The organism is Parashewanella spongiae, assembly GCF_004358345.1.
Taxonomy (GTDB): Bacteria; Pseudomonadota; Gammaproteobacteria; order Enterobacterales; family Shewanellaceae; genus Parashewanella; species Parashewanella spongiae.
Window position 1 is genome coordinate 3,346,756 of record NZ_CP037952.1, and the last position, 19,697, is coordinate 3,366,452.

The 19,697-nt window shown below is 39.5% G+C and carries 21 protein-coding genes; 8 read left to right on the plus strand and 13 right to left on the minus strand.

Translation table 11 applies throughout. The annotated features are described in order from the left end of the window. Positions 1-317: 317 nt before the first annotated feature. The 5 genes from E2I05_RS13135 to seqA all read right to left on the minus strand — a co-directional run bounded on the left by E2I05_RS13135 (position 318) and on the right by seqA (position 6,395). Entirely contained in the window at positions 318-1,199 is an 882-nt protein-coding gene (locus E2I05_RS13135; RefSeq protein WP_121852438.1) for an NAD(P)-dependent oxidoreductase, read from the minus strand. A 1-nt stretch (position 1,200) separates the two neighbouring features. Then, on the minus strand, positions 1,201-2,757 hold the full coding sequence (locus tag E2I05_RS13140; RefSeq protein ID WP_121852439.1) for an FGGY-family carbohydrate kinase: 1,557 nt from the start codon (positions 2,755-2,757) through the stop codon (positions 1,201-1,203). Between the two features lie 780 nt (positions 2,758-3,537). Next, the gene (locus tag E2I05_RS13145; RefSeq protein WP_121852440.1) at positions 3,538-4,020 is read right to left on the minus strand and encodes an acyl-CoA thioesterase; all 483 of its coding nucleotides are present in this window, start codon (positions 4,018-4,020) and stop codon (positions 3,538-3,540) included. Between the two features lie 128 nt (positions 4,021-4,148). Beyond that, complete coding sequence (gene pgm, locus E2I05_RS13150; RefSeq protein WP_121852441.1) at positions 4,149-5,807, minus strand: phosphoglucomutase (alpha-D-glucose-1,6-bisphosphate-dependent); 1,659 nt, start codon at positions 5,805-5,807, stop codon at positions 4,149-4,151. Between the two features lie 45 nt (positions 5,808-5,852). Beyond that, on the minus strand, positions 5,853-6,395 hold the full coding sequence (gene seqA, locus E2I05_RS13155) for a replication initiation negative regulator SeqA (RefSeq protein WP_121852442.1): 543 nt from the start codon (positions 6,393-6,395) through the stop codon (positions 5,853-5,855). Positions 6,396-6,658: 263 nt separating this feature from the next. On the opposite strand from seqA, the gene E2I05_RS13160 reads away from it, so the two are divergent. From E2I05_RS13160 to E2I05_RS13190, 7 genes are all read left to right on the plus strand, one after another. Then, a complete protein-coding gene (locus E2I05_RS13160) occupies positions 6,659-7,456 on the plus strand; it encodes an alpha/beta fold hydrolase (RefSeq protein WP_121852443.1) in 798 nt (265 codons plus the stop codon). 48 nt (positions 7,457-7,504) lie between these two features. Then, positions 7,505-7,726, plus strand: a complete 222-nt coding sequence (locus tag E2I05_RS13165) for a DUF2788 domain-containing protein (protein WP_121852444.1) — start codon at positions 7,505-7,507, stop codon at positions 7,724-7,726. A gap of 2 nt (positions 7,727-7,728) precedes the next feature. Beyond that, positions 7,729-8,001 (plus strand): LexA regulated protein, encoded by a 273-nt coding sequence (gene ybfE, locus E2I05_RS13170; protein WP_121852445.1) that lies wholly within the window; start codon positions 7,729-7,731, stop codon positions 7,999-8,001. A gap of 62 nt (positions 8,002-8,063) precedes the next feature. Continuing rightward, positions 8,064-8,591 (plus strand): flavodoxin FldA, encoded by a 528-nt coding sequence (fldA, locus tag E2I05_RS13175; protein ID WP_121852446.1) that lies wholly within the window; start codon positions 8,064-8,066, stop codon positions 8,589-8,591. A 329-nt stretch (positions 8,592-8,920) separates the two neighbouring features. Further along, positions 8,921-10,087, plus strand: a complete 1,167-nt coding sequence (gene earP, locus E2I05_RS13180) for an elongation factor P maturation arginine rhamnosyltransferase EarP (protein ID WP_121852447.1) — start codon at positions 8,921-8,923, stop codon at positions 10,085-10,087. A gap of 45 nt (positions 10,088-10,132) precedes the next feature. Further along, positions 10,133-10,693, plus strand: coding sequence for an elongation factor P (gene efp, locus E2I05_RS13185; protein WP_121852448.1), 561 nt, complete (start codon positions 10,133-10,135; stop codon positions 10,691-10,693). 457 nt (positions 10,694-11,150) lie between these two features. Beyond that, on the plus strand, positions 11,151-11,984 hold the full coding sequence (locus E2I05_RS13190; protein WP_121852449.1) for a hypothetical protein: 834 nt from the start codon (positions 11,151-11,153) through the stop codon (positions 11,982-11,984). 24 nt (positions 11,985-12,008) lie between these two features. Here E2I05_RS13190 and fabF read toward each other — a convergent pair whose 3' ends face one another. The 8 genes from fabF to yceD form a co-directional block, all read right to left on the minus strand. Beyond that, positions 12,009-13,247, minus strand: a complete 1,239-nt coding sequence (fabF, locus tag E2I05_RS13195) for a beta-ketoacyl-ACP synthase II (RefSeq protein ID WP_121852450.1) — start codon at positions 13,245-13,247, stop codon at positions 12,009-12,011. A gap of 150 nt (positions 13,248-13,397) precedes the next feature. Continuing rightward, positions 13,398-13,631, minus strand: a complete 234-nt coding sequence (acpP, locus tag E2I05_RS13200) for an acyl carrier protein (RefSeq protein ID WP_121852451.1) — start codon at positions 13,629-13,631, stop codon at positions 13,398-13,400. A gap of 162 nt (positions 13,632-13,793) precedes the next feature. After that, on the minus strand, positions 13,794-14,540 hold the full coding sequence (gene fabG, locus E2I05_RS13205; protein ID WP_121852452.1) for a 3-oxoacyl-ACP reductase FabG: 747 nt from the start codon (positions 14,538-14,540) through the stop codon (positions 13,794-13,796). A gap of 10 nt (positions 14,541-14,550) precedes the next feature. Further along, the gene (fabD, locus tag E2I05_RS13210; protein ID WP_121852453.1) at positions 14,551-15,477 is read right to left on the minus strand and encodes an ACP S-malonyltransferase; all 927 of its coding nucleotides are present in this window, start codon (positions 15,475-15,477) and stop codon (positions 14,551-14,553) included. 255 nt (positions 15,478-15,732) lie between these two features. Next, a complete protein-coding gene (locus tag E2I05_RS13215; RefSeq protein WP_121852454.1) occupies positions 15,733-16,692 on the minus strand; it encodes a beta-ketoacyl-ACP synthase III in 960 nt (319 codons plus the stop codon). A 285-nt stretch (positions 16,693-16,977) separates the two neighbouring features. Then, positions 16,978-17,988 carry a phosphate acyltransferase PlsX gene (gene plsX, locus E2I05_RS13220; protein ID WP_121852455.1) on the minus strand — a complete coding sequence of 337 codons (1,011 nt, stop codon included), beginning with the start codon at positions 17,986-17,988 and terminating at the stop codon, positions 16,978-16,980. 14 nt (positions 17,989-18,002) lie between these two features. Further along, complete coding sequence (rpmF, locus tag E2I05_RS13225; protein ID WP_121852456.1) at positions 18,003-18,173, minus strand: 50S ribosomal protein L32; 171 nt, start codon at positions 18,171-18,173, stop codon at positions 18,003-18,005. 16 nt (positions 18,174-18,189) lie between these two features. Then, positions 18,190-18,714, minus strand: coding sequence for a 23S rRNA accumulation protein YceD (gene yceD / locus E2I05_RS13230; protein ID WP_121852457.1), 525 nt, complete (start codon positions 18,712-18,714; stop codon positions 18,190-18,192). 268 nt (positions 18,715-18,982) lie between these two features. On the opposite strand from yceD, the gene E2I05_RS13235 reads away from it, so the two are divergent. Next, positions 18,983-19,567 carry a Maf family protein gene (locus E2I05_RS13235; RefSeq protein ID WP_121852458.1) on the plus strand — a complete coding sequence of 195 codons (585 nt, stop codon included), beginning with the start codon at positions 18,983-18,985 and terminating at the stop codon, positions 19,565-19,567. The last annotated feature ends 130 nt before the right edge of the window (positions 19,568-19,697 follow it).

Sequence of the window (19,697 nt, forward strand, 5' to 3'; positions counted from 1 at the left end):
CTTAACTCACGTTGAACCTAGAAACAGTCAGTTGACTGCGTTCTCAAGCGTAGAAAAAATGGCTGATAGTAAGGCGTAGCTTGCAGCAAGTAGTTATTCTACTTGCAAAAGTTACAACGCAGATAGCAGTCATTTTAGCAAGCTTGTGAGCGTAGAGCATTTCACTCATTGGGTGAAAAACATGATAATAAAATCATCTTATTGCTCAAACAGTTACTCGTATACTCAGCGTTCAACTGATGTTTTTAGGATGAACGTTTAGGTTGAAAAAAGAGCAAAAACTTCTGTTCAAAATGAGTTAATCTAAGAAATTAAATTTATTTATTGAACTGTTCTAATCTTGCCATGAGGCTTGAAGTATCCCAGCGATGACCACCGATATTTTGAACGTCAGCATAATATTGATCAACCATTGCAGTAAGCGGCAATGCGCTGCCATTTTTCCGCGCTTCATCTAAAGCAATACCTAGATCTTTTCTCATCCAGTCGACAGCAAAACCAAAATCATATTCATTATTGAGCATGGTCTTGTAACGATTCTCCATTTGCCAACTCTGCGCTGCACCTTTGCTGATAACTTCCACAACTTTTTCGCCGTCTAGCCCTGCACGTTTAGCAAAATTAAGCCCTTCCGCGAGCCCTTGAACCACCCCAGCAATACAGATTTGATTCACCATTTTAGCTAATTGACCTGATCCAACAGGGCCAAGTAATTCCGCGCACCGCGCAAATGCGTCGATGACAGGTTTAGCTTTATCAAATATGGATTGTTCCCCCCCCATCATCACTGTTAACTGCCCGTTTTCCGCGCCTGCTTGCCCACCTGAAACGGGTGCATCCATAAAATCAATTTGGGCTTTCGATAATATTAGTGATAATTCACGTGCCACTTCTGCTGAAGCCGTAGTGTGATCAATGAGAATACTCCCTATACTCATGCCTGCTATTACACCATTGCTACCATCGCCAAGGATGACTTGTCGTAAATCGTCGTCATTCCCCACGCAGGTAAACACAATATCTTGTCCTTTTGCAGTCGCTCTGGGTGTTAGTTCATATTGACCACCAAATTCAGCAACCCACTTTTCAGCTTTAGAACTAGTGCGGTTATAAACTGTAACTTCGTGACCATTTTTTTGTAAATGCCCTGCCATCGGGTAACCCATTACGCCCAAGCCAATAAATGCTACTTTAGCCATTTTATTTCTCCACTAATGCTTTTAAAATTGGTTTAACCCGTCTGTAAATAGTCGATTGTGACTTAAATATTTGTTGATACTTTAATGATTCTTCCCGCTCTGGATTAATGCGTTTATCAATATTCATCATCGATTTTCTCGCGTCATATACATCATCATAAATGCCAGATGCTGTAGCGGCACACATGGCAGCACCTAAAGCTGATGCTTCAGCAATATCAATAACTTCAACGGGTTTGTTTAATATATTTGCTGCCATTTTGAGCACTTGTTCACTTTGACTACCACCGCCACTGATTCTGACTATTTTAACAGGGTAATTATGTTTTTTTTCAAGCCGTAATAAGGCGGATTTAAGAGTAAACAAAACACCTTCTATTGCAGCACGATACAAATGGAAACGTGTGTGTTTAGGAGTAAAGCCCACAATACTACCTCTAGCTTCTGGACCTGGATAGATCACACCTTGAGACCACGTCGGGCACAGCAATAAACCATCAGAACCTGGGGCAATGTCGATAATCTTCTCGCAAATATAAGCCTCGACAGTCTTACGTTGCTCTGCGGCGGTTAACTTATCTTCCTGACCAAACTCATCAATGAGCCAGCTAAGCAGCCAAAAACCACGCTCTAACTGAATTTCATTCATGAATTGGTTTTCAGCTATTGAAGGAAATGGCGGCATATACCGATAAGACTCTTGGTAACGCTTTAAACCTATACTAATACAAGCTGCACTACCCAAACTGATATTAGCAATACCAACCTCACCAGAGCCTGTCGCAAACATCTCACAGGCTTTATCACCACCTGCAGTAGCAACGACTATTTCAGCATTAAGGCCTGTATCTTCACAAAACTTTTTATCAATTTTACCGATAATTTTTGCTGCAGGTATTAAGTTCATCATTTGTTCTTGTGAGCATGCTAAAGCCTGCCAACGCCAACTATTGCCTTTTGCCCATGTCAGGTTTTTGTAATCAAATGGTAGATAAGCAACTTGGCTCGCAACACTATCAACAGCCACACCTGTCATTTTATGGATTAAATAACCACTAAATAGTGCAACTTTATCCGCGTTTTTTATTAAATTTGGTTGCGTTTGCTCAATAAAATTTACTTTTGCTGATCGCCTTAAAAAACCAATTCGTTTGTCCATGCCAACAATTTTAAACGCTGCTCGAAAATACCAGCTCATTGGACTTAAGCGGTTCGAGTCCGCTAAGCGGGTATCGGACCACATGAATATCGGTGAAATTGGTTTAAATTTATCGTCTGTGAGAATGATGCAAGCTCTCTGAGTCGTTATTGACAGGCTACCGATCAAACTCGTATCAATTTGATTCACCGTGATAAGCTGTTTTACGACTTGAACAAGTTGAGCATAACAGTATTCAGGATGTTGCTCAGCAGAGCCTGATTGGCTTTCTTTCTGAGACTTAATAAAGGGATCAACTGAAATTTGAGCCTTATGGATTAAAGCACCTTGGGTATCAAACAAAATCGCTCGAACACTTTGAGTACCGTAATCTAGAGCTAATAGGTAAGGTTTATCCATAAATATTTAGACTTTATTATTATTAAATTTCGTAACGACTACTAACAAGTTAATAATGAGTTACAAATTAGTTGTTTTGTTGAGTCTATCACTAGTTAGCTTATATCAAATAACAAAATACTCTATAAGCACAATTCAACCTAAATAGATCGGTTGGGAGCGTTCAACCGATTTATTACCGTGAAAATTAATAGTATTAGACGCAACATAGTCTTCCCGCAATTATTGAAGGGATAAAAATAAGTCTGGCTGTCTGTTAAGCTTTTTGCTTATTTATACCATATTGTATTTAACCATCATTTGAAGCCATCGGGGACTATTTCTCCTGACCATTAACTCCTCGTAGTTAATATCTGGGTCAAAATAGGCTTAGGTTGGAAATAATCTTCAAATCTCAGCGAATACAATTTTCATGGTGTAGGTTGATAGAAAAATAGTAGTCAAAGTAAACGCATATGACATCTATGCCTATCATGAACGTTTAGGTTCAAATATATTCCTTGCTCGGTCACAGTCGAGCCATCACACAATAAAGCTTGAGAAGAATATTGATTGTTTATATGAACCTAATCCTGAAGGGCTTTGCGAGGTCGGATTCTATTCACGCTGTAAAATCCTCTTTTTTGTCAATATCAACGGAGAAAAGAAGCTAACAAGGTTTGTGCATCACATAAAATCAATTTTCCACGTCATCGGGCGGGATTAATTTTTGGCTGTTATTTTGGCTCTACCACTTGCTATTGCACTCCCAAGGACTAGAAGTGCAACGAATTAAAGTAGTTATGCTTCATGCACATAAGATTCCATTTCTTCGCCAATTTTTTTACGCATTTCCATTAAGCGAATTGCCGACTCTCGAAGCTTAATGTCTTCTTCTGTTTGAGGCTCCCATTGCGGTATTGGGGTTGATTTACCATTAGCATCTACAGCTACCATAATCACTAAACAATGAGTTTTTAAATAACGTTCAGTTTCTTTAGGGTCGCCTGCTCTTACTTCGATACCAATATGCATTGAAGTACGGCCTGTATATAAGACTTTTGCTTTTACTTCGATCATATTGCCAACGTAAATGGGCTCTACAAAACGAATACCGCCCGCGTAAGCGGTGATGCAGTATTTACCGCTCCATTGGGCTCCGCATGCGTAGGCAGCCAAGTCGATCCACTTCATTACCGCCCCACCATGAACTTTACCGCCAAAATTAACATCAGCAGGCTCTGCTAAGAAGCGTAACGTTGTTTGTCTTTCATTGCCTTCCATGTATCACCTCGAATGGGTTAGTGAAAATATTAATCTATATTGAGTGTAGGCGAAAATGAAAAACACTCATTGAGTTTAAATAATGAGTGTTTTTTCTAGAGGGCGTAAATGTTCTCTAGTTCTTATCGCTAGCCATTTAAAAGAGCTACCTCGATCATTTGGTTGGCTTCTGAAATAACTTGCTGCAAATGCGACTCTGATATAAAACTTTCAGCATACAACTTAAATAAAGCTTCTGTGCCAGATGGCCTTGCTGCAAACCACGCGTTTTCAGTAATTATCTTAATTCCGCCGATTGCAGCACCATTACCTGAAGCATGTGTCAGTACATCAATAATTTGTTCACCTGCTAATTCATCAGCGCTAAACTTCTCAGTAGATAATGTCGCAAACTTGGCCTTTTTTTCAAGATCAATTGGACTGTCTACTCGTTGATAAAAGCTCTGACCAAATTGCTGCTCCAATTCTTGGTATCTTTGTGCGGGTGTTTTGCCAGTAATCGCATAAATTTCTGCAGCAAGTAAACCTAAAATAAAGCCATCTTTATCTGTACACCAAGTTGTACCGTCATGACGTAAAAAAGCCGCGCCAGCACTTTCTTCACCACCAAATGCAATGGTGCTATTTGACAAACCTTCTACAAACCATTTAAAACCCACAGGCACTTCAAGTAAATGACTCTGGTTATGTTTGCAAATTCGGTCAATCATCGCACTGGAAACCAGCGTCTTACCTATAGACAGGCTTTTTGCCCATTTTATTCTATGATTTAATAAATAATCGATGGCAACAGCTAAATAATGGTTCGGATTCATTAAACCAAAGCTAGGACAAACAATACCATGACGATCAAAGTCAGGATCGTTGCCAATGCAAATATCGAAATTTTCTTGATGGGACAATAACCCTTTCATTGAAAATGGAGATGAACAATCCATACGGATTTTCCCATCTTTATCAAGTGTCATAAAACCAAAGGCAGGATCGACTTTGTCGTTGACTAACGCAATATCAAGGTCATATTTCTTGGCGATGGGCTCCCAATAATAAATACCAGAACCACCAAGCGGATCTACACCAATCCTCACTTTTTTATCTGCAATCGCTTTCATATCAATGACATTTTCAAGATCCTCGACATAAGGGTTGATCAAGTCACGCCATTCTACATACTGCGTTGATAACGCACTGGCATATTCAGTGATCTTGATGCCGTCTAAATTCGATTTTAGATAATCGTTTGCTCGCTGCTCAATCCAACTTGTAATATCAGAACCTGCTGGGCCGCCATGAGGTGGATTGTATTTGATGCCGCCATCTTGTGGTGGATTATGGGAAGGTGTGATGATTAGTCCATCAGCACATAACTTTGAATTTTCCGCTTCAAATTGTTTATTTGCCGACAAAATAGCATGAGAAACTACAGGAGTAGGAGTGTAGCTTTCATCTTTTTGGGCAATCACATTTACTTGATTCGCAACCAGTACTTCCATTGCGGAAATGAATGCAGGATGAGACAGTGCATGCGTATCCATTCCAAGAAATATCGGCCCAGTAATGCCATTTAAATACCTGTAATCAACAACAGCTTGAACAATAGCCCAAATATGATGTTGATTAAAACTTGCTAAAAGTGATGTACCTCTATGCCCTGATGTACCAAAGCTTACTTTTTGCTCAGAGTAAACCACATCTGGATTAATTCTATAATAATGACTAATTAATCTTGGGATGTTTACTAAATCCTTTTGCTGTGCAACCAATCCTGCACGTTTATTTATTGACACTCATTACCTCTGTGCGCTTAGTTAAACTAGTTCGAAGCTCAATTGTTAAATATTTTCAGCAAGGGATTCAGCCTGCTCACTTTCACAGCCAAGTAAGACTAATGCTTCTACAAATATCGCTCGTTTTTTTGCGGTATTGTTGTTTGTTATAACCCAATAATCGCTATCCGCTATTTGTTTAGGGTTTGCAGATTTACTGGCTTCTAATAACGCTTCTTTTGTGGTTGCAAAGTAAAGTCGTCCACGCCCCTGTATTTTTAGCACTTGTTCAAATTGGCTCGGCAAAGTCTGTTGAAGGCATGAAAGCACATGCAAAAATCGGCCAACTGCACCTTTTTGCTTCTTAATTTCAGGCTTACTAAATAAAGCCAGAAAGTTAATAGGTTCTGGTTTTGCTCGACTAACTACTTCAGCTTTTTGCTCAGAATCTAAACTAGGTTTATATACCGCTTGAGGTCTCTCAGTTGCATTGGTCTGTATCTTCAAACCAAGTAAACGTCGTAAAATGTCAGATGCACTCTCACCTATACTTTCTGTTTTACTCGCAATATAGCGATAGAGTTCCTCATCTACCTCGATATATTTCATGAATTCAAATTCCTTTCATCATTTACGATCGGGATCCACACAATGGATCAATTGCTGTTAAAGATACCGACTTTATGACTGTTCGTCATCTGTTCCTCTAGCAAATATTCACGAAATCTGTCGTTATTCTCGTTGCTATGTGAAAACTTACTGAATATCGCTGATTTATTGACCTAAGTCACAATAATTAGCCAAGTAAACTTGTCATAATTCACTCTTTTAAAGCACAATCACTACCAAGAATTATTAACTGAACGTTTTTTATGAATTATGTCGTATCCGGCCAAGGAACTGCTGTAATTTTATTGCATGGACTCTTCGGCAATCTAGATAATTTAAAAACCTTATCCAATGAGCTTGATACACATTATCAAGTGATCCGTGTTGATTTACCTAATCACGGCAAGAGTATGCACACCGATGAGCTTACTTTTGACGATATAACCCACGAATTATCAGGAATATTCAAAAAATTAAATCTAACAAAAGCACACATTGTGGGTCATTCAATGGGAGGAAAAGCTGCACTTGCTTTTGCACTTTCTCATCCTGATATGTGCTTAAGCATTACAGCTGCTGATATTGCGCCCTCCGCTTACCCAAGACGTCATGACAATGTATTTTCGGGTTTAATGTCATTGCCACTTGAGAGTATTACCGATAGAAAGTCAGCTCTAGTACATTTGATGCAATCAGGAATTGATAACCCTACGGCTCAATTTTTGCTGAAAAACCTTCAGCGCGATGAAGCAGGTTTCAGCTGGAAAATGAACCTCGACGGCTTATTTGACAGTTATGAAAACTTAATCAATTGGCCTTATCAAAATATGCAGTATTCTGGTCCATGTTTATTTATTCGCGGTGGTGATTCAAATTATGTGACCGAGGTTCACAGAAAAGACATTTTAAGCCAGTTTCCAAATACTCAAGCTAAAACAATCGCAGGTACTGGTCATTGGCTTCACGCACAAAAGCCAGCCATTTTTAATCGAATCGTCAAGGAATTTATCGACACTAGCAATACAGATCCGTTGAGCATTTCATCTGATTACCACTTATGATATATTCGCGCCTCATTTAACCCGTGAGATTGCAAGAGAGCATTAAAGATGTTGGCTCAAAACATGGAACAACTTGAAGCTGTCGGGCTTAACTTGTTTTTTGCTGCGATTTTTTTCTTTATCGGCATGGCCATTCATGATGTCCTAAAGCAAGGTAAAGTACCTAAATATGGTCGCTATATTGTGTGGCTGGTACTGTTTTTAGGCTGTACAGGGTTTATTGCTAAAGGCATGATTCAATTCTTTTGGGAATCATCAGGAATTGGTTGATAATGGCTAAAGAACAAGCAGACAGAACAACAATTGACCTTTTCGCCACTGAAAAACGTAGAGGAAGACCAAGGTCTAATCCTCTTTCACGTGATGAACAATTAAGGGTTAATAAGAGGAATCAAATCCTCCGAGACAAAGCAAACGGCTTAAAGAGAGTTGAGCTAAAGGTGTCTCAGAATTTATATGATGCGCTAACAGAACAAGCATCAGCGAATAAAATCAGTCGCAGTCAACTTATCGAGTCAATGCTCCTAGCGCATTTCGAAAGTTAATCTCGACAAAATTTATCCGTTTATTAGAACGATTATTTACGAATACATACAAAGGAAAGATGATGGCAACTGTAGGTCTATTTTTCGGCAGTGATACAGGCAATACTGAAGCGATAGCCAAGATGATCCAAAAGAAGCTTGGTAAGCAAATGGTTGAAGTTAAAGATATCGCCAAGAGCACCAAAGAACAAATTGCTGATTACGATCTTCTGCTTTTCGGTATCCCAACATGGTATTACGGCGAGGCTCAATGTGATTGGGACGATTTTTTCCCAGAACTTGAACAAATAGACTTTGAAGATAAACTTGTTGCAATCTTTGGTTGCGGTGATCAAGAAGACTATGCTGAATATTTCCTTGATGCGATGGGTATGGTTGGAGATATTGTGTCAGAGCGTGGTGGTATTATTGTCGGTCACTGGCCAACTGAAGGTTATGATTTCGAAGCCTCTAAAGGTCTTGTTGATGACAATCATTTCATTGGTTTGGGTATTGATGAAGATCGTCAACCAGAGCTTACAGAAGAACGTGTCGATGCTTGGGTTAAACAGATCCATGAAGAAATGTGTTTAGCTGAGCTAGCTGATTAATTTTTGCGCTCAACATATCAGTTGATTAAAGCGGCCTGTGTGCCGCTTTTTTATTAGGTGATTATGAACCTAAATAAATAGGTTGAATGCACAATTTATTGAAGTTAAATACAAAATTAAACAACCCGAGTTCCCCCACCTGGTGAGTACTGAACATTCATATACTTGCCAAAATCACCGCTAGTTGCGTTATAAATTTTGCAAGTAGAAACGAAGTAACGACAGTTTTGTATGTTGATAACCACTACTTGCTGCTATTCATGCCTTGCTATCAATAATTTTTTCTGCGTATATGAACGCTCCCAACCGATTTATTTAGGATGAACAACATGAAAAACGATAAAAGTGATCATTGGGATATTTTTTGCACTGTCATAGATAACTACGGTGATATCGGTGTTACTTGGCGTTTAGCAAAGCAACTTCACAAGGAATTTAATAAAAATATTCACCTTTGGGTAGATGACCTTACGAGTTTTGGTCATATTTTGCCATTACTCGATAGAAGCCTTCCTCACCAAATATGCTCAGGCATTCACATACATAAGTGGAATGATCAAACAACACAGCAATGGGTTGCAGGCGAAGTAATCATCGAAGGTTTTGCTTGTGAGTTGCCAATGATTATCATCAGCGAAATGGCTAAACAGACTCAACAATCTCCACTATGGTTAAATTTAGAATATTTAACAGCAGAAGAATGGGTCGATAACTGCCATGCCCTACCTTCTACTCATCATTTAGGTGTAAATAAGCACTTCTATTTCCCCGGTTTTAGTCCAAAAACTGGCGGTCTAATTTGTGAGAAAAATTTACTGACTGAACGAGCTTTATGGCAACAAGACAAATCTGCACAACAACAATTTCTTGATGAATTGAACATAAAGATTGATATCAACAGCAACACACAATTGATCAGTATTTTTAGTTACGAAAGCCCCGCCCTCACAGCCCTTTGTGAGCGATGGGTATCAGGTAAGAAACAAACTCACGCACTTGTACCTATGGGAAAAAGCTTGCTCAGTATTTTGCCTGTCTTTTCGACCGACATTGATACCATTACTGCTGGAATGTCGTTAGAAAAAGGAAACTTAACCCTCCACACTCTCCCTATGACAGACCAAAAAGGATATGACAAACTACTTTGGACTTGCGACATAAATATTGTTCGTGGTGAGGACTCTTTCTTACGTGCACAATGGGCAGCAAAACCATTTATTTGGCATATTTACCCACAAGATGAAAACGTTCACATTAAAAAGCTTAATGCATTTACTGATCGTTATTGTGAAGATTTAGATGAAGAGTATGCAGTAACTATCCGTAAACTGAATCTTTCATTTAATCAAGATAATGCTGATCTAACAGCTGAAAATTGGGATAAGCTCCAAAAACAGCAGCCCCATGTATTAGAGCATGCGAAGAAGTGGCCTAAAAAAGCGCTAAATGGCTCAGATTTAGCGACACGACTAGTGAATTTTGCCAAAAACCGCTAAGATCGAATCTTAATTAGAAATACCTAAAAAATAGGAACTGACAAAATGAAAACAGCTCAGGAAATTCGTACCGGTAACGTAATCATGGTAGACAACCAGCCAATGGTTGTTCTAAAGACTGATACTCACCGTTCAGGGCGCGGTGCAGCAGTGGTTAAGATGAAGCTTAAGAACTTGCTACAAGGTACCGGTACTGAAACTGCGTTTAAAGCTGAAGATAAAGTAGAAGACATCATCTTAGATCGTCTAGATTGTACTTATTCTTATTTCGCAGATCCTATGTATGTGTTCATGGACGAAGAGTTCAACCAATATGACGTAGAAGCAGAAAACTTAGGTGATGCGTCACCATATATCGTCGACGGTATGGAAGAAGTTTGCCAAGTTACTTTCTACGAAGGTAAAGCTATTTCTGTTGAATTGCCAAACACTGTCGTTCGTAAAGTAACGTACACTGAGCCAGCGGCTCGTGGCGATACATCAGGTAAAGTAATGAAACCTGCTACTATTGTTGGTGGTGCGACTATCACTGTTGCTGAATTCGTTAAAAATGGCGACTTTATTGAAATTGACCCACGTACTGGTGAATTTAAAAAACGTGTTTAACTGCTGCTAGTTATAGTGCCAACATTGTTTTGACTTTGTTGGCAATTTTAGTGTTAATTAAATTTTGTTTATCTTGCCTGAATTACTATCAATCTGCCATATAATCATCCCACACAAATTTTACATATCTACACTTAAAGATGCATAAAATCAAAGAACTTAAACTTCTCCACATTTTTAATGATGGTTACAATGGTGGATTCTAAGGAAAGTTGCGGGAGAAAGTATATCGATGAGTTCTCGTCACTCCAGCGCAGGCTGGAAACGAAGTAACGACAGTTTTGTATGTCGGTAGTCAAGTGTCTTTGCTTTTTCTATAAAAAGTCACTGGATACCAGCCTTCGCTGGTATGACAAAGATTGGTACTTTCTAAGTCCCTAGATCTCTAAGTAAGTTCTCCAGATATGTATTTTCAAGTGGTATGGAGTGATTTAATTTCTTAGAATAAAGGTATCGTATGAGTGCAAGTATACAAGCTACTAAAACTGAAGATGTTGACTTTTCGCCAAGTGAGCAAGTTATCCCAGATTTAATGAGTCAATACAACTCGTCTGACTTTTTTCAGGAGGAACTGGGTGAAGTTGAACAAAGTGCTGTGAATGTAGTCATGGCTGATGTATCTATAAATCAGGAAGCGAAAATAGATGGCGTTGCTGACGACATTGCAAGATCCAAATTAGTATGTTCACAAGCGACTACTGAAGCTTTTTTAGTTCAGTTACCTGCAGATTCAGTGGTGAAACTTGTCCATACAGCTGTACCCTCAACTCCTTGTTGTTATCAGCAACTTGTTTCTTCTGAAGAAGCACAACTATCGATACATCAAGATCGGAAAAGCTCCCCTCAAGTATCTAGAACCGTCCAGTTACGCATGCCGTTAGTGCATTCATTAGCGCGAAACACATCAGCAGACAATCCTTATTATGTCATTTACGCTAAAACTCGTACACAACAATTTAATGACCAGAAAACCACAGGCTCAATAGAGGACATGGAAACTTTAGATAGAAATTATCAGGCTAATTTATCGAACACAAATTTAAACTTTAAAGACGTAAAAGTTGACGCCGTAAGCCAAGAGCAGTCTGGAGCAAGTTATTTTTATAAACTATCGCCTAAAGAGCCATGGCGCTATTTCGGGGTTCACGCATATCAAGCTAATGTGCGTGCAAGTACTGTAGTTGATTGGAGAGTCTGGGACTGTGAACTGAACAGTCAATTGGGTCAAGAAAAAATAAAGATAATTAGAAATCTCGTTCCGGAAGAGGTGTTAAGAAAGTTAGGCCAATAGGCCTAACTTTCATGTTCAAACTACTTAACTCTTTTTAAACAATAGTGAACCGTTAGTACCACCAAAACCAAATGAGTTACACAAAGCGAATTCTAGCTTAGCATCACGCGCCGTGTGAGGCACAAAATCAAGATCGCAACCTTCATCTGGGCTTTCTAAATTAATGGTTGGCGGAACAGCTTGATCGCGTAATGCGAGCAATGTAAAGATAGCTTCAATGGCACCAGCTGCCCCAAGTAGATGCCCTGTCATTGATTTTGTCGAACTCACCATTAAGTTATAAGCTTGCTCACCAAATACAGATTTCACAGCAGCAGCTTCAGCTTTATCACCTGCTGGAGTAGACGTACCATGTGCATTAATATAACCAATGCTGTCTAATGATATTTGTGCATCATTAATGGCATTAGCCATTGCAAAAGCGGCGCCTTCACCATCAGCTGGAGGTGAAGTCATGTGGAAGGCATCTCCACTCATACCAAAACCAACTAATTCACCGTAGATCTTCGCACCACGAGCTTTAGCATGTTCATATTCTTCCATCACGATCATGCCTGCACCATCACCAATGACAAATCCATCTCTGTCTTTATCCCATGGGCGGCTTGCTGCTGTTGGGTCATCATTACGTGTGGAAAGTGCTTTTGCTGCTGCGAAACCGCCAACGCCCATTGGTGAAGTGACGTCTTCTGCACCGCCGGCGATCATCACATCTGCATCACCGTATGCAATGGTACGTGCTGCAAAACCAATGTTATGAACACCTGTCGTACAAGCTGTCGTTACTGCAAAGTTAGGACCTTTCATGCCATATTTAATTGAAACATGCCCAGAGATCATATTTATAATCGTACTAGGAACGAAAAACGGTGATATTTTACGAGGGCCACCTTTCAGCATTGCACTATGATTATGTTCAATAAGTGGTAATCCACCCATACCCGCACCGATGGCCGTACCCACTCTACTAAGGTTTTCTTGACTCATATTAAGCCCAGAATCTTCAACAGCTTGTATGCTTGCAGCCATGCCGTACTGGATAAATTTATCCATTTTACGAGCATCTTTCTTTGAAATATATTTCTCTACATCAAAGTTTTTGATAGAGCCACTAAAACGAGTACTTAACTCACTTGCATCAAAAGATGTAATTGGAGCAATACCGCTTTTTCCAGAAAGTAATGCTTCCCAAGTACTATCGACATCATTTCCCATTGGAGTAACGAGACCTAACCCAGTAACTACTACGCGACGTTTAGACACATTATTTACCTTATAAACAATATTGAAAATACTGCCAGCAAATCCATGAATATGAAGAAATATAAAAAGAGATAATAATAACTATCAGATGCGGCAGGCTTAAAACAAAAACAGGCGGCATAAATGCCGCCTGTTTTCTAAAATTCTTGATTACTGATTGTTAGAAACGTAATCGATCGCTGACTGAACAGTAGTGATCTTTTCAGCTTCTTCATCAGGGATCTCAGTATCGAACTCTTCTTCTAGAGCCATTACCAACTCAACAGTGTCCAGAGAATCTGCACCCAAATCGTCAACAAAAGATGCTGCTGGTTTAACGTCTTCTTCTTTAACGCCCAGCTGCTCGATAATGATTTTCTTTACACGTTCTTCGATGTTGCTCATTAGTTTTCTTTCCTATTCAAATTACGCACTTGCGTAAGATTGAGAGTAGTTTATTCGATTCAGCTGACATTGCAACCCCAGATTTTGTGGTCTAACCACGAAATTCTGTAATTTGTCCAATGAATCATCACTCAGTTATCGCAGTTCCCTGCCAAGGCTCTGTTATACCATAACCATTCCACCATTTACATGCAGAGTTTCCCCTGTAATGTAAGCAGCTGAATCAGAAGCTAAAAACAGAACTGCATTCGCAATTTCTTGTGCTTGTCCTAAACGCTCCATTGGAACTTGGGACATAATAGCTTTTTGTTGCTCTTCAGTCAGCTCATCCGTCATATCCGTTTGAATAAATCCGGGAGCGATCGCATTTACAGTAATTTGGCGAGAACCAACTTCTTTAGCCAATGACTTAGTAAATCCGAGTAAACCAGCTTTCGCAGCACAATAATTTGACTGCCCTGGATTGCCCATTGTACCAACAACTGACCCAATATTGATAATGCGCCCAGCACGTTTTTTCATCATACTGCGTAAAACAGGTTTCGATAAACGAAACAATGACGTGAGATTTGTATCAATAATGTCATTCCATTCGTTATCTTTCATTCTCATCAACAAGTTATCTTTTGTGATCCCTGCATTATTTACAAGAATATCAATGTCACCTGTCTTTTCTTTGATCTCAGAGAATAAAGCAGCAACTGATTCTCCATCAGTTACATTTAATACCATACCAAAACCTGCATCTCCAAGATAATCTTGAATAGCAGCAGCTCCACGTTCACTGGTGGCAGTACCAATCACTTTCGCTCCAGCTTCAACTAAAGTGTTGGCTATCGCTTTACCTATACCACGGCTTGCACCAGTAACCAGCGCAACTTTACCAGTCAAATCAAGGCGTACACCCATTTAAAACTCCTTACTCAGTCAATGTTGCCAATGAAGCAGAGTTATTAACAGCCTTCGCTGACAATGATTTATTAATTCGTTTCGCGAGTCCAGTTAATACTTTTCCTGGACCAAATTCGTATAATTCAGAAATACCCATTTCAGCCATAGTGTTTACTGTTTCACTCCACCTCACAGGGCAATATAACTGACGAACTAATGCATCTTTAATGTCTTCAGCATTTGTTACAGCAGCCACATCAACATTGTTAATTAATGTGATCGAAGGCGTGTTAAAGTTAATTGAAGTAAGGGCTTCGGCTAGTTTATCCGCTGCAGGCTTCATTAATGCACAATGTGATGGAACACTTACAGGTAAAGCAACAGCCATTTTAGCCCCAGCTTCTTTACACGCAGTAGCTGCACGCTCGACCGCATGCTTTTCACCAGCAATAACCACTTGACCTGGACTATTAAAATTAACTGGGCTAACAACGTCACCTTGTGAAGCTTCAACACAAGCTGACTCAATTGCATCATCAGCTAAACCAATAATTGCATACATAGCACCTGTACCAGCTGGTACGGCTTGTTGCATTAATTGACCACGTAGCTCAACAAGTTTAATCGCATCACAAAAGTCAATCACTCCAGCACAAACCAAGGCTGAATATTCACCTAGGCTATGACCAGCAACGACGTTTGGAAGTTCCTTGCCTGAGGCTTTATAACTACGCCACAATGCTACACTTGCCGCCAAAAGGGCTGGTTGTGTTTTATCCGTTTGATTTAAATCTTCTACTGGTCCATCTTGTACCAAACGCCATAAATCGTAGCCAAGCACTTCACTTGCTTGATTGAATGTATCAATAACTACGGGGTGATTTTCTGCAAGATCTGCCAACATTCCTACAGCTTGAGAACCCTGACCAGGAAAAACGAATGCCATTTTAGACATAATAAAAATCCCTATAAATATTTCTGAATAAAAATGAATGTGTGATTTTTATAGCTCATTGAATTTACTTGTTTCGTCATTGCTGCGAAAGCAGGAAGCCAGCGGCTTTTTTTAGAGCAAAAAGGCATTGGATTCCCGCTTACAATATGCGGAAATGACCGTTCTTTAAGGATTCAGCAGCGTAATTAGCCTACTAACATACCCTCAAACATTACATCTCTGCCAAAAAATAAATCACACATTAAGTTAGTAAAACTAAAAGCGAACTAGTGCGCTACCCCAAGCGAAACCGGCACCAAATGCTTCTAGCAATAACATTTGTCCACGTTGGATACGACCGTCACGCACAGCTTCATCCAACGCAATCGGTACTGAAGCTGCTGAAGTATTGCCATGTTTTGCGAGCGTGAGTACCACTTTATCTAAACTCATACCCAATTTCTTAGCTGTCGCATTGATAATTCGGAAATTTGCTTGATGAGGAACTAACCAGTCAATGTCAGTTTTTTTAATGTTGTTGAGGCGTAAAGTCTCTTCGACCACATGAGAAAGCTTGGTTACAGCTACTTTAAATACATCGTTTCCCTTCATCGTCATGTAACCCATGACATCTGAAGTTTGGTTTGCTCGTGCTGGGAAGGCACATTTAAGCAAATCACCCTGTCGGCCATCAGCGTAAATATGTGTTGCAATAACGCCCTGCTCTTCTGACGAACCAACAACTGCAGCACCGGCTCCATCGCCAAAGAGAATAATGGTTGATCTGTCTTCTGGCTCACAAAAACGAGAGAGTACGTCGGCACCAATAACAAGTATCTTTTTATTTGCGCCCGTTTTAATAAATTGATCAGCAATTGATAGCGCGTAAACGAAACCCGAACATGCGGCTGCCACATCAAAAGCAGGAATGGTATGCAAGCCCAGTAAAGCCTGAATTTCGCATGCTGAAGCTGGAAACGCATGATCGGCACTCGTAGTACCGCAAATGATCATATCCAATTCATCAGCTTGTATACCAGCCATTTCAAGTGCGTTAAGTGCCGCTTGATACCCCATCGTCGCCACAGACTCATCTTTATCGGCTATGCGTCTTTCAGATATACCTGTACGTTCAACAATCCATTGATCAGATGTTTCAACCATTTTCTCAAGATCTTGATTGCTACGTACCTGTACGGGTAGATAGCTACCTGTACCAAGAATTTTTGTATGCATAAAATGAAATCTTTTAGTAAAGGATCTTTCGACCACTCTTGCTTAGTATTACAGCTACACGGTATTCAATTAATCGATTCGATTTAAGTAAAAAAATCATAGAGTCATCGATTAAATATTATCTTAACTTATGTGGTTGCTGCCCATTTAAATCAACTATGAAAATGCTATTTTCTTTATTGTTCGTCAATCATATTGAGTAATAATTTTACGTTTTCACGAATTATTCATAACATTTAATTGTTTGAATTACAGAAATTCATGAGATTAGATTTAATTGCAGAATTATAAAATTGACTTCAATCGTTCTGAAATTAACTCAGGTAACCGGCGCTGCGCCTCTGTAACTGCAAGGTTAATAGCATTTGTAAACGCTACTTTATCCGCATTTCCATGGCTTTTTACCACAACGCCACGCAATCCTACCAGACTGGCACCATTATAGTGGTCGGGGTTCATCTGATTAAATACAGATTCAATATGAGGAGTAACAAGCTTTGATAAGAAACGAACAATAATCCCTTTTGTGAACCCCTTCTTCAAGCGAGCAATAAGGAACTTAGCGATGCCTTCTGAAGTTTTTAAGGTGATATTACCTACAAAGCCGTCACAAACAATCACGTCAGAGCTACCAGAATAAATTTCATGACCTTCAATGAAACCAGAATAATTTATTTGAGGAGATTCTTGCAGTAATAACCCAGCTTGCTGAACTTGATCGTTACCTTTAATTTCTTCGATTCCAACATTAAGTAGTGAAACTGTAGGACTTTTATTTTGTTCAACAACTTCACAAACTACAGAACCCATTACTGCAAATTGGAACAAAGTTTCGGAATCACAACTAACATTAGCACCAAGATCAAGGACATACACAGGTTTATTACTCGACGTAGGTAAGCGACCAATAAGCGCTGGCCTATCTATACCGGGTAGTGTTTTCAGCAAAACCTTTGAAATTGCCATTAACGCACCAGTATTCCCTGCACTTAAACAAGCATCTGCACCACCATCTCTAACCAATTCTATAACTTTTCGCATCGAACTGTTTTTTCGATTACGTAGAGCTTGTGCAGGACGGTCTGTCATAGTGACGACTTCATCAGTGTGAATGACTGTAAATCTAGATTGAATATCTTTAGTATCAGTAAGGTAGGGAGAAATTTTGGTTTGATCACCAACTAAAATTATTTTCAGGTTAGGATTAAACCTAAGCGCCTGCAAAGATGCAGGCACTGAGACTTGGGGGCCATTATCGCCGCCCATCGCATCTAACGCTAACGTCAGATTCGTCATAAGCTATTCTACAATTACTTGTTAATAACTTTTTTACCACGATAAAAGCCATCTGCTGTCACATTGTGACGCAAATGTAATTCACCACTTGTAGCATCAACTGACAACTGTGGTGTAGTCAATGAATCGTGTGAACGGCGCATTCCGCGCTTTGAACGTGATTTTTTACTCTTTTGTACAGCCATTGGCCTGTCTCCTAGATTACTTGCTCTTCAGTTTTTCTAACACCGCAAATGGATTTGGACGATCCTCTTGAACGGGTTCAATCTCGCCTACAGTCACATCTTTAGAACCCTGATGACATGATGATTCATCATGCATTGGGATTAAAGGCACAACCATTATCAATTCGTCTTCTACCAATTGATGTAAACGTATCTCGCCAATTTCATCGCATTCTATAGGATCATACGCTTCCGGGAGCTCATCGATTTCGGCTTGGCTTTTACAAAGGCCAAAGCTGAAGTCGACCGTAACCTCTGTATTAAATTGTGTCATGCAGCGTTGACATATCAGAGTGAGCTCCGTCACAGCCTTCCCTTTCAGGTAGACTATCCCCTGTAAATCCTCACCACATTCCAATGACACTGATACATTGGAACAGTCGCCGGCACATACTTCATTCATCCGTTTTAGTTGTTTGCCTGGAACCGTGCCTCGAATATCGAGGCGAGCCTGGGCAGAACGTATCGGATCAATTGAAACCGGTATTTTTACTGTTTGCATAAGGCGCGCATATTATAGTTTGAAAACGCTTGAGTCAAAGAAAATTTACTATGCGTATCACAAAGCGATACGATACTTTTCAAATATCGCGCATCGAAATTAACGGAAGCAGAATTTTACCTAAGCAATCGCAGCGAAACAAGCAAACAACGCTTAAATAAATTGCAATTAACAATTTTATTAGACTATTGCATTATTTATCAGGCTTGAAAGCTTATTATTAGTCAGACAAAATTACCTGAACCTCCATAGCCTTTAGATTTCAGCAATGAAAAAACTAGTATTAGCCTCCTGTTCACCATTCAGACAAGAGCTTTTAAAAAAGCTCCAAATTCCCTTTGATAGTGTTTCACCAAAACTTGATGAATCTCCAAACAAAAATGAAACAGCAATTGAATTAGTTGAAAGACTCGCCATACAAAAAGCGAAAGCTGGCGCCGCTCACATAAAAGACTCAGAAATTTTAATCATTGGTTCTGATCAAGTCGCAGTAATAGACGGTAAAATTATCGGCAAGCCGTTGACCGAAGAAAAAGCTGTTATGCAATTAAAGTCGGCCTCAGGAAAAAGTATCACCTTTTATACGGGTCTGTGCGTACTCGACAAGAAAACATTCAAAATAACCTCGAGTGTAGAGCCATTTACTGTGCATTTTCGGGTTCTAAATGATCACCAGATAAAGAGTTATGTGGAAAAAGAGCAGCCATTATGGTGCGCTGGTAGCTTTAAATGTGAAGGATTAGGAATTGCATTATTCGAAAAACTAGAAGGTAACGACCCTAATACATTAATTGGTCTTCCCTTAATAAGATTAGTCGACATGCTTAAACAGCATGGTTTGGATATTTTATAAATGAACCTAAAAACATCAGTTGAACGCTGAGTATATGAGTAACTGTTTGAGTCAATAAGATGACTTTATCATCATGGCTTTCACCCAATGAGTGAAGTGCTCTACGCTCACAAACTTGCTAAAATGACTG

Coding starts and splice junctions, on each gene's coding strand:
- E2I05_RS13135 (WP_121852438.1), bottom strand. CDS start 1,199: ATGGCTAAAGTAGCATTTATTGGCTTGGGCGTAATGGGTTACCCGATG.
- E2I05_RS13140 (WP_121852439.1), bottom strand. CDS start 2,757: ATGGATAAACCTTACCTATTAGCTCTAGATTACGGTACTCAAAGTGTT.
- E2I05_RS13145 (WP_121852440.1), bottom strand. CDS start 4,020: ATGGAAGGCAATGAAAGACAAACAACGTTACGCTTCTTAGCAGAGCCT.
- seqA (WP_121852442.1), bottom strand. CDS start 6,395: ATGAAATATATCGAGGTAGATGAGGAACTCTATCGCTATATTGCGAGT.
- E2I05_RS13160 (WP_121852443.1), top strand. CDS start 6,659: ATGAATTATGTCGTATCCGGCCAAGGAACTGCTGTAATTTTATTGCAT.
- E2I05_RS13165 (WP_121852444.1), top strand. CDS start 7,505: ATGTTGGCTCAAAACATGGAACAACTTGAAGCTGTCGGGCTTAACTTG.
- ybfE (WP_121852445.1), top strand. CDS start 7,729: ATGGCTAAAGAACAAGCAGACAGAACAACAATTGACCTTTTCGCCACT.
- fldA (WP_121852446.1), top strand. CDS start 8,064: ATGGCAACTGTAGGTCTATTTTTCGGCAGTGATACAGGCAATACTGAA.
- earP (WP_121852447.1), top strand. CDS start 8,921: ATGAAAAACGATAAAAGTGATCATTGGGATATTTTTTGCACTGTCATA.
- efp (WP_121852448.1), top strand. CDS start 10,133: ATGAAAACAGCTCAGGAAATTCGTACCGGTAACGTAATCATGGTAGAC.
- E2I05_RS13190 (WP_121852449.1), top strand. CDS start 11,151: ATGAGTGCAAGTATACAAGCTACTAAAACTGAAGATGTTGACTTTTCG.
- acpP (WP_121852451.1), bottom strand. CDS start 13,631: ATGAGCAACATCGAAGAACGTGTAAAGAAAATCATTATCGAGCAGCTG.
- fabG (WP_121852452.1), bottom strand. CDS start 14,540: ATGGGTGTACGCCTTGATTTGACTGGTAAAGTTGCGCTGGTTACTGGT.
- fabD (WP_121852453.1), bottom strand. CDS start 15,477: ATGTCTAAAATGGCATTCGTTTTTCCTGGTCAGGGTTCTCAAGCTGTA.
- E2I05_RS13215 (WP_121852454.1), bottom strand. CDS start 16,692: ATGCATACAAAAATTCTTGGTACAGGTAGCTATCTACCCGTACAGGTA.
- plsX (WP_121852455.1), bottom strand. CDS start 17,988: ATGACGAATCTGACGTTAGCGTTAGATGCGATGGGCGGCGATAATGGC.
- rpmF (WP_121852456.1), bottom strand. CDS start 18,173: ATGGCTGTACAAAAGAGTAAAAAATCACGTTCAAAGCGCGGAATGCGC.
- yceD (WP_121852457.1), bottom strand. CDS start 18,714: ATGCAAACAGTAAAAATACCGGTTTCAATTGATCCGATACGTTCTGCC.
- E2I05_RS13235 (WP_121852458.1), top strand. CDS start 18,983: ATGAAAAAACTAGTATTAGCCTCCTGTTCACCATTCAGACAAGAGCTT.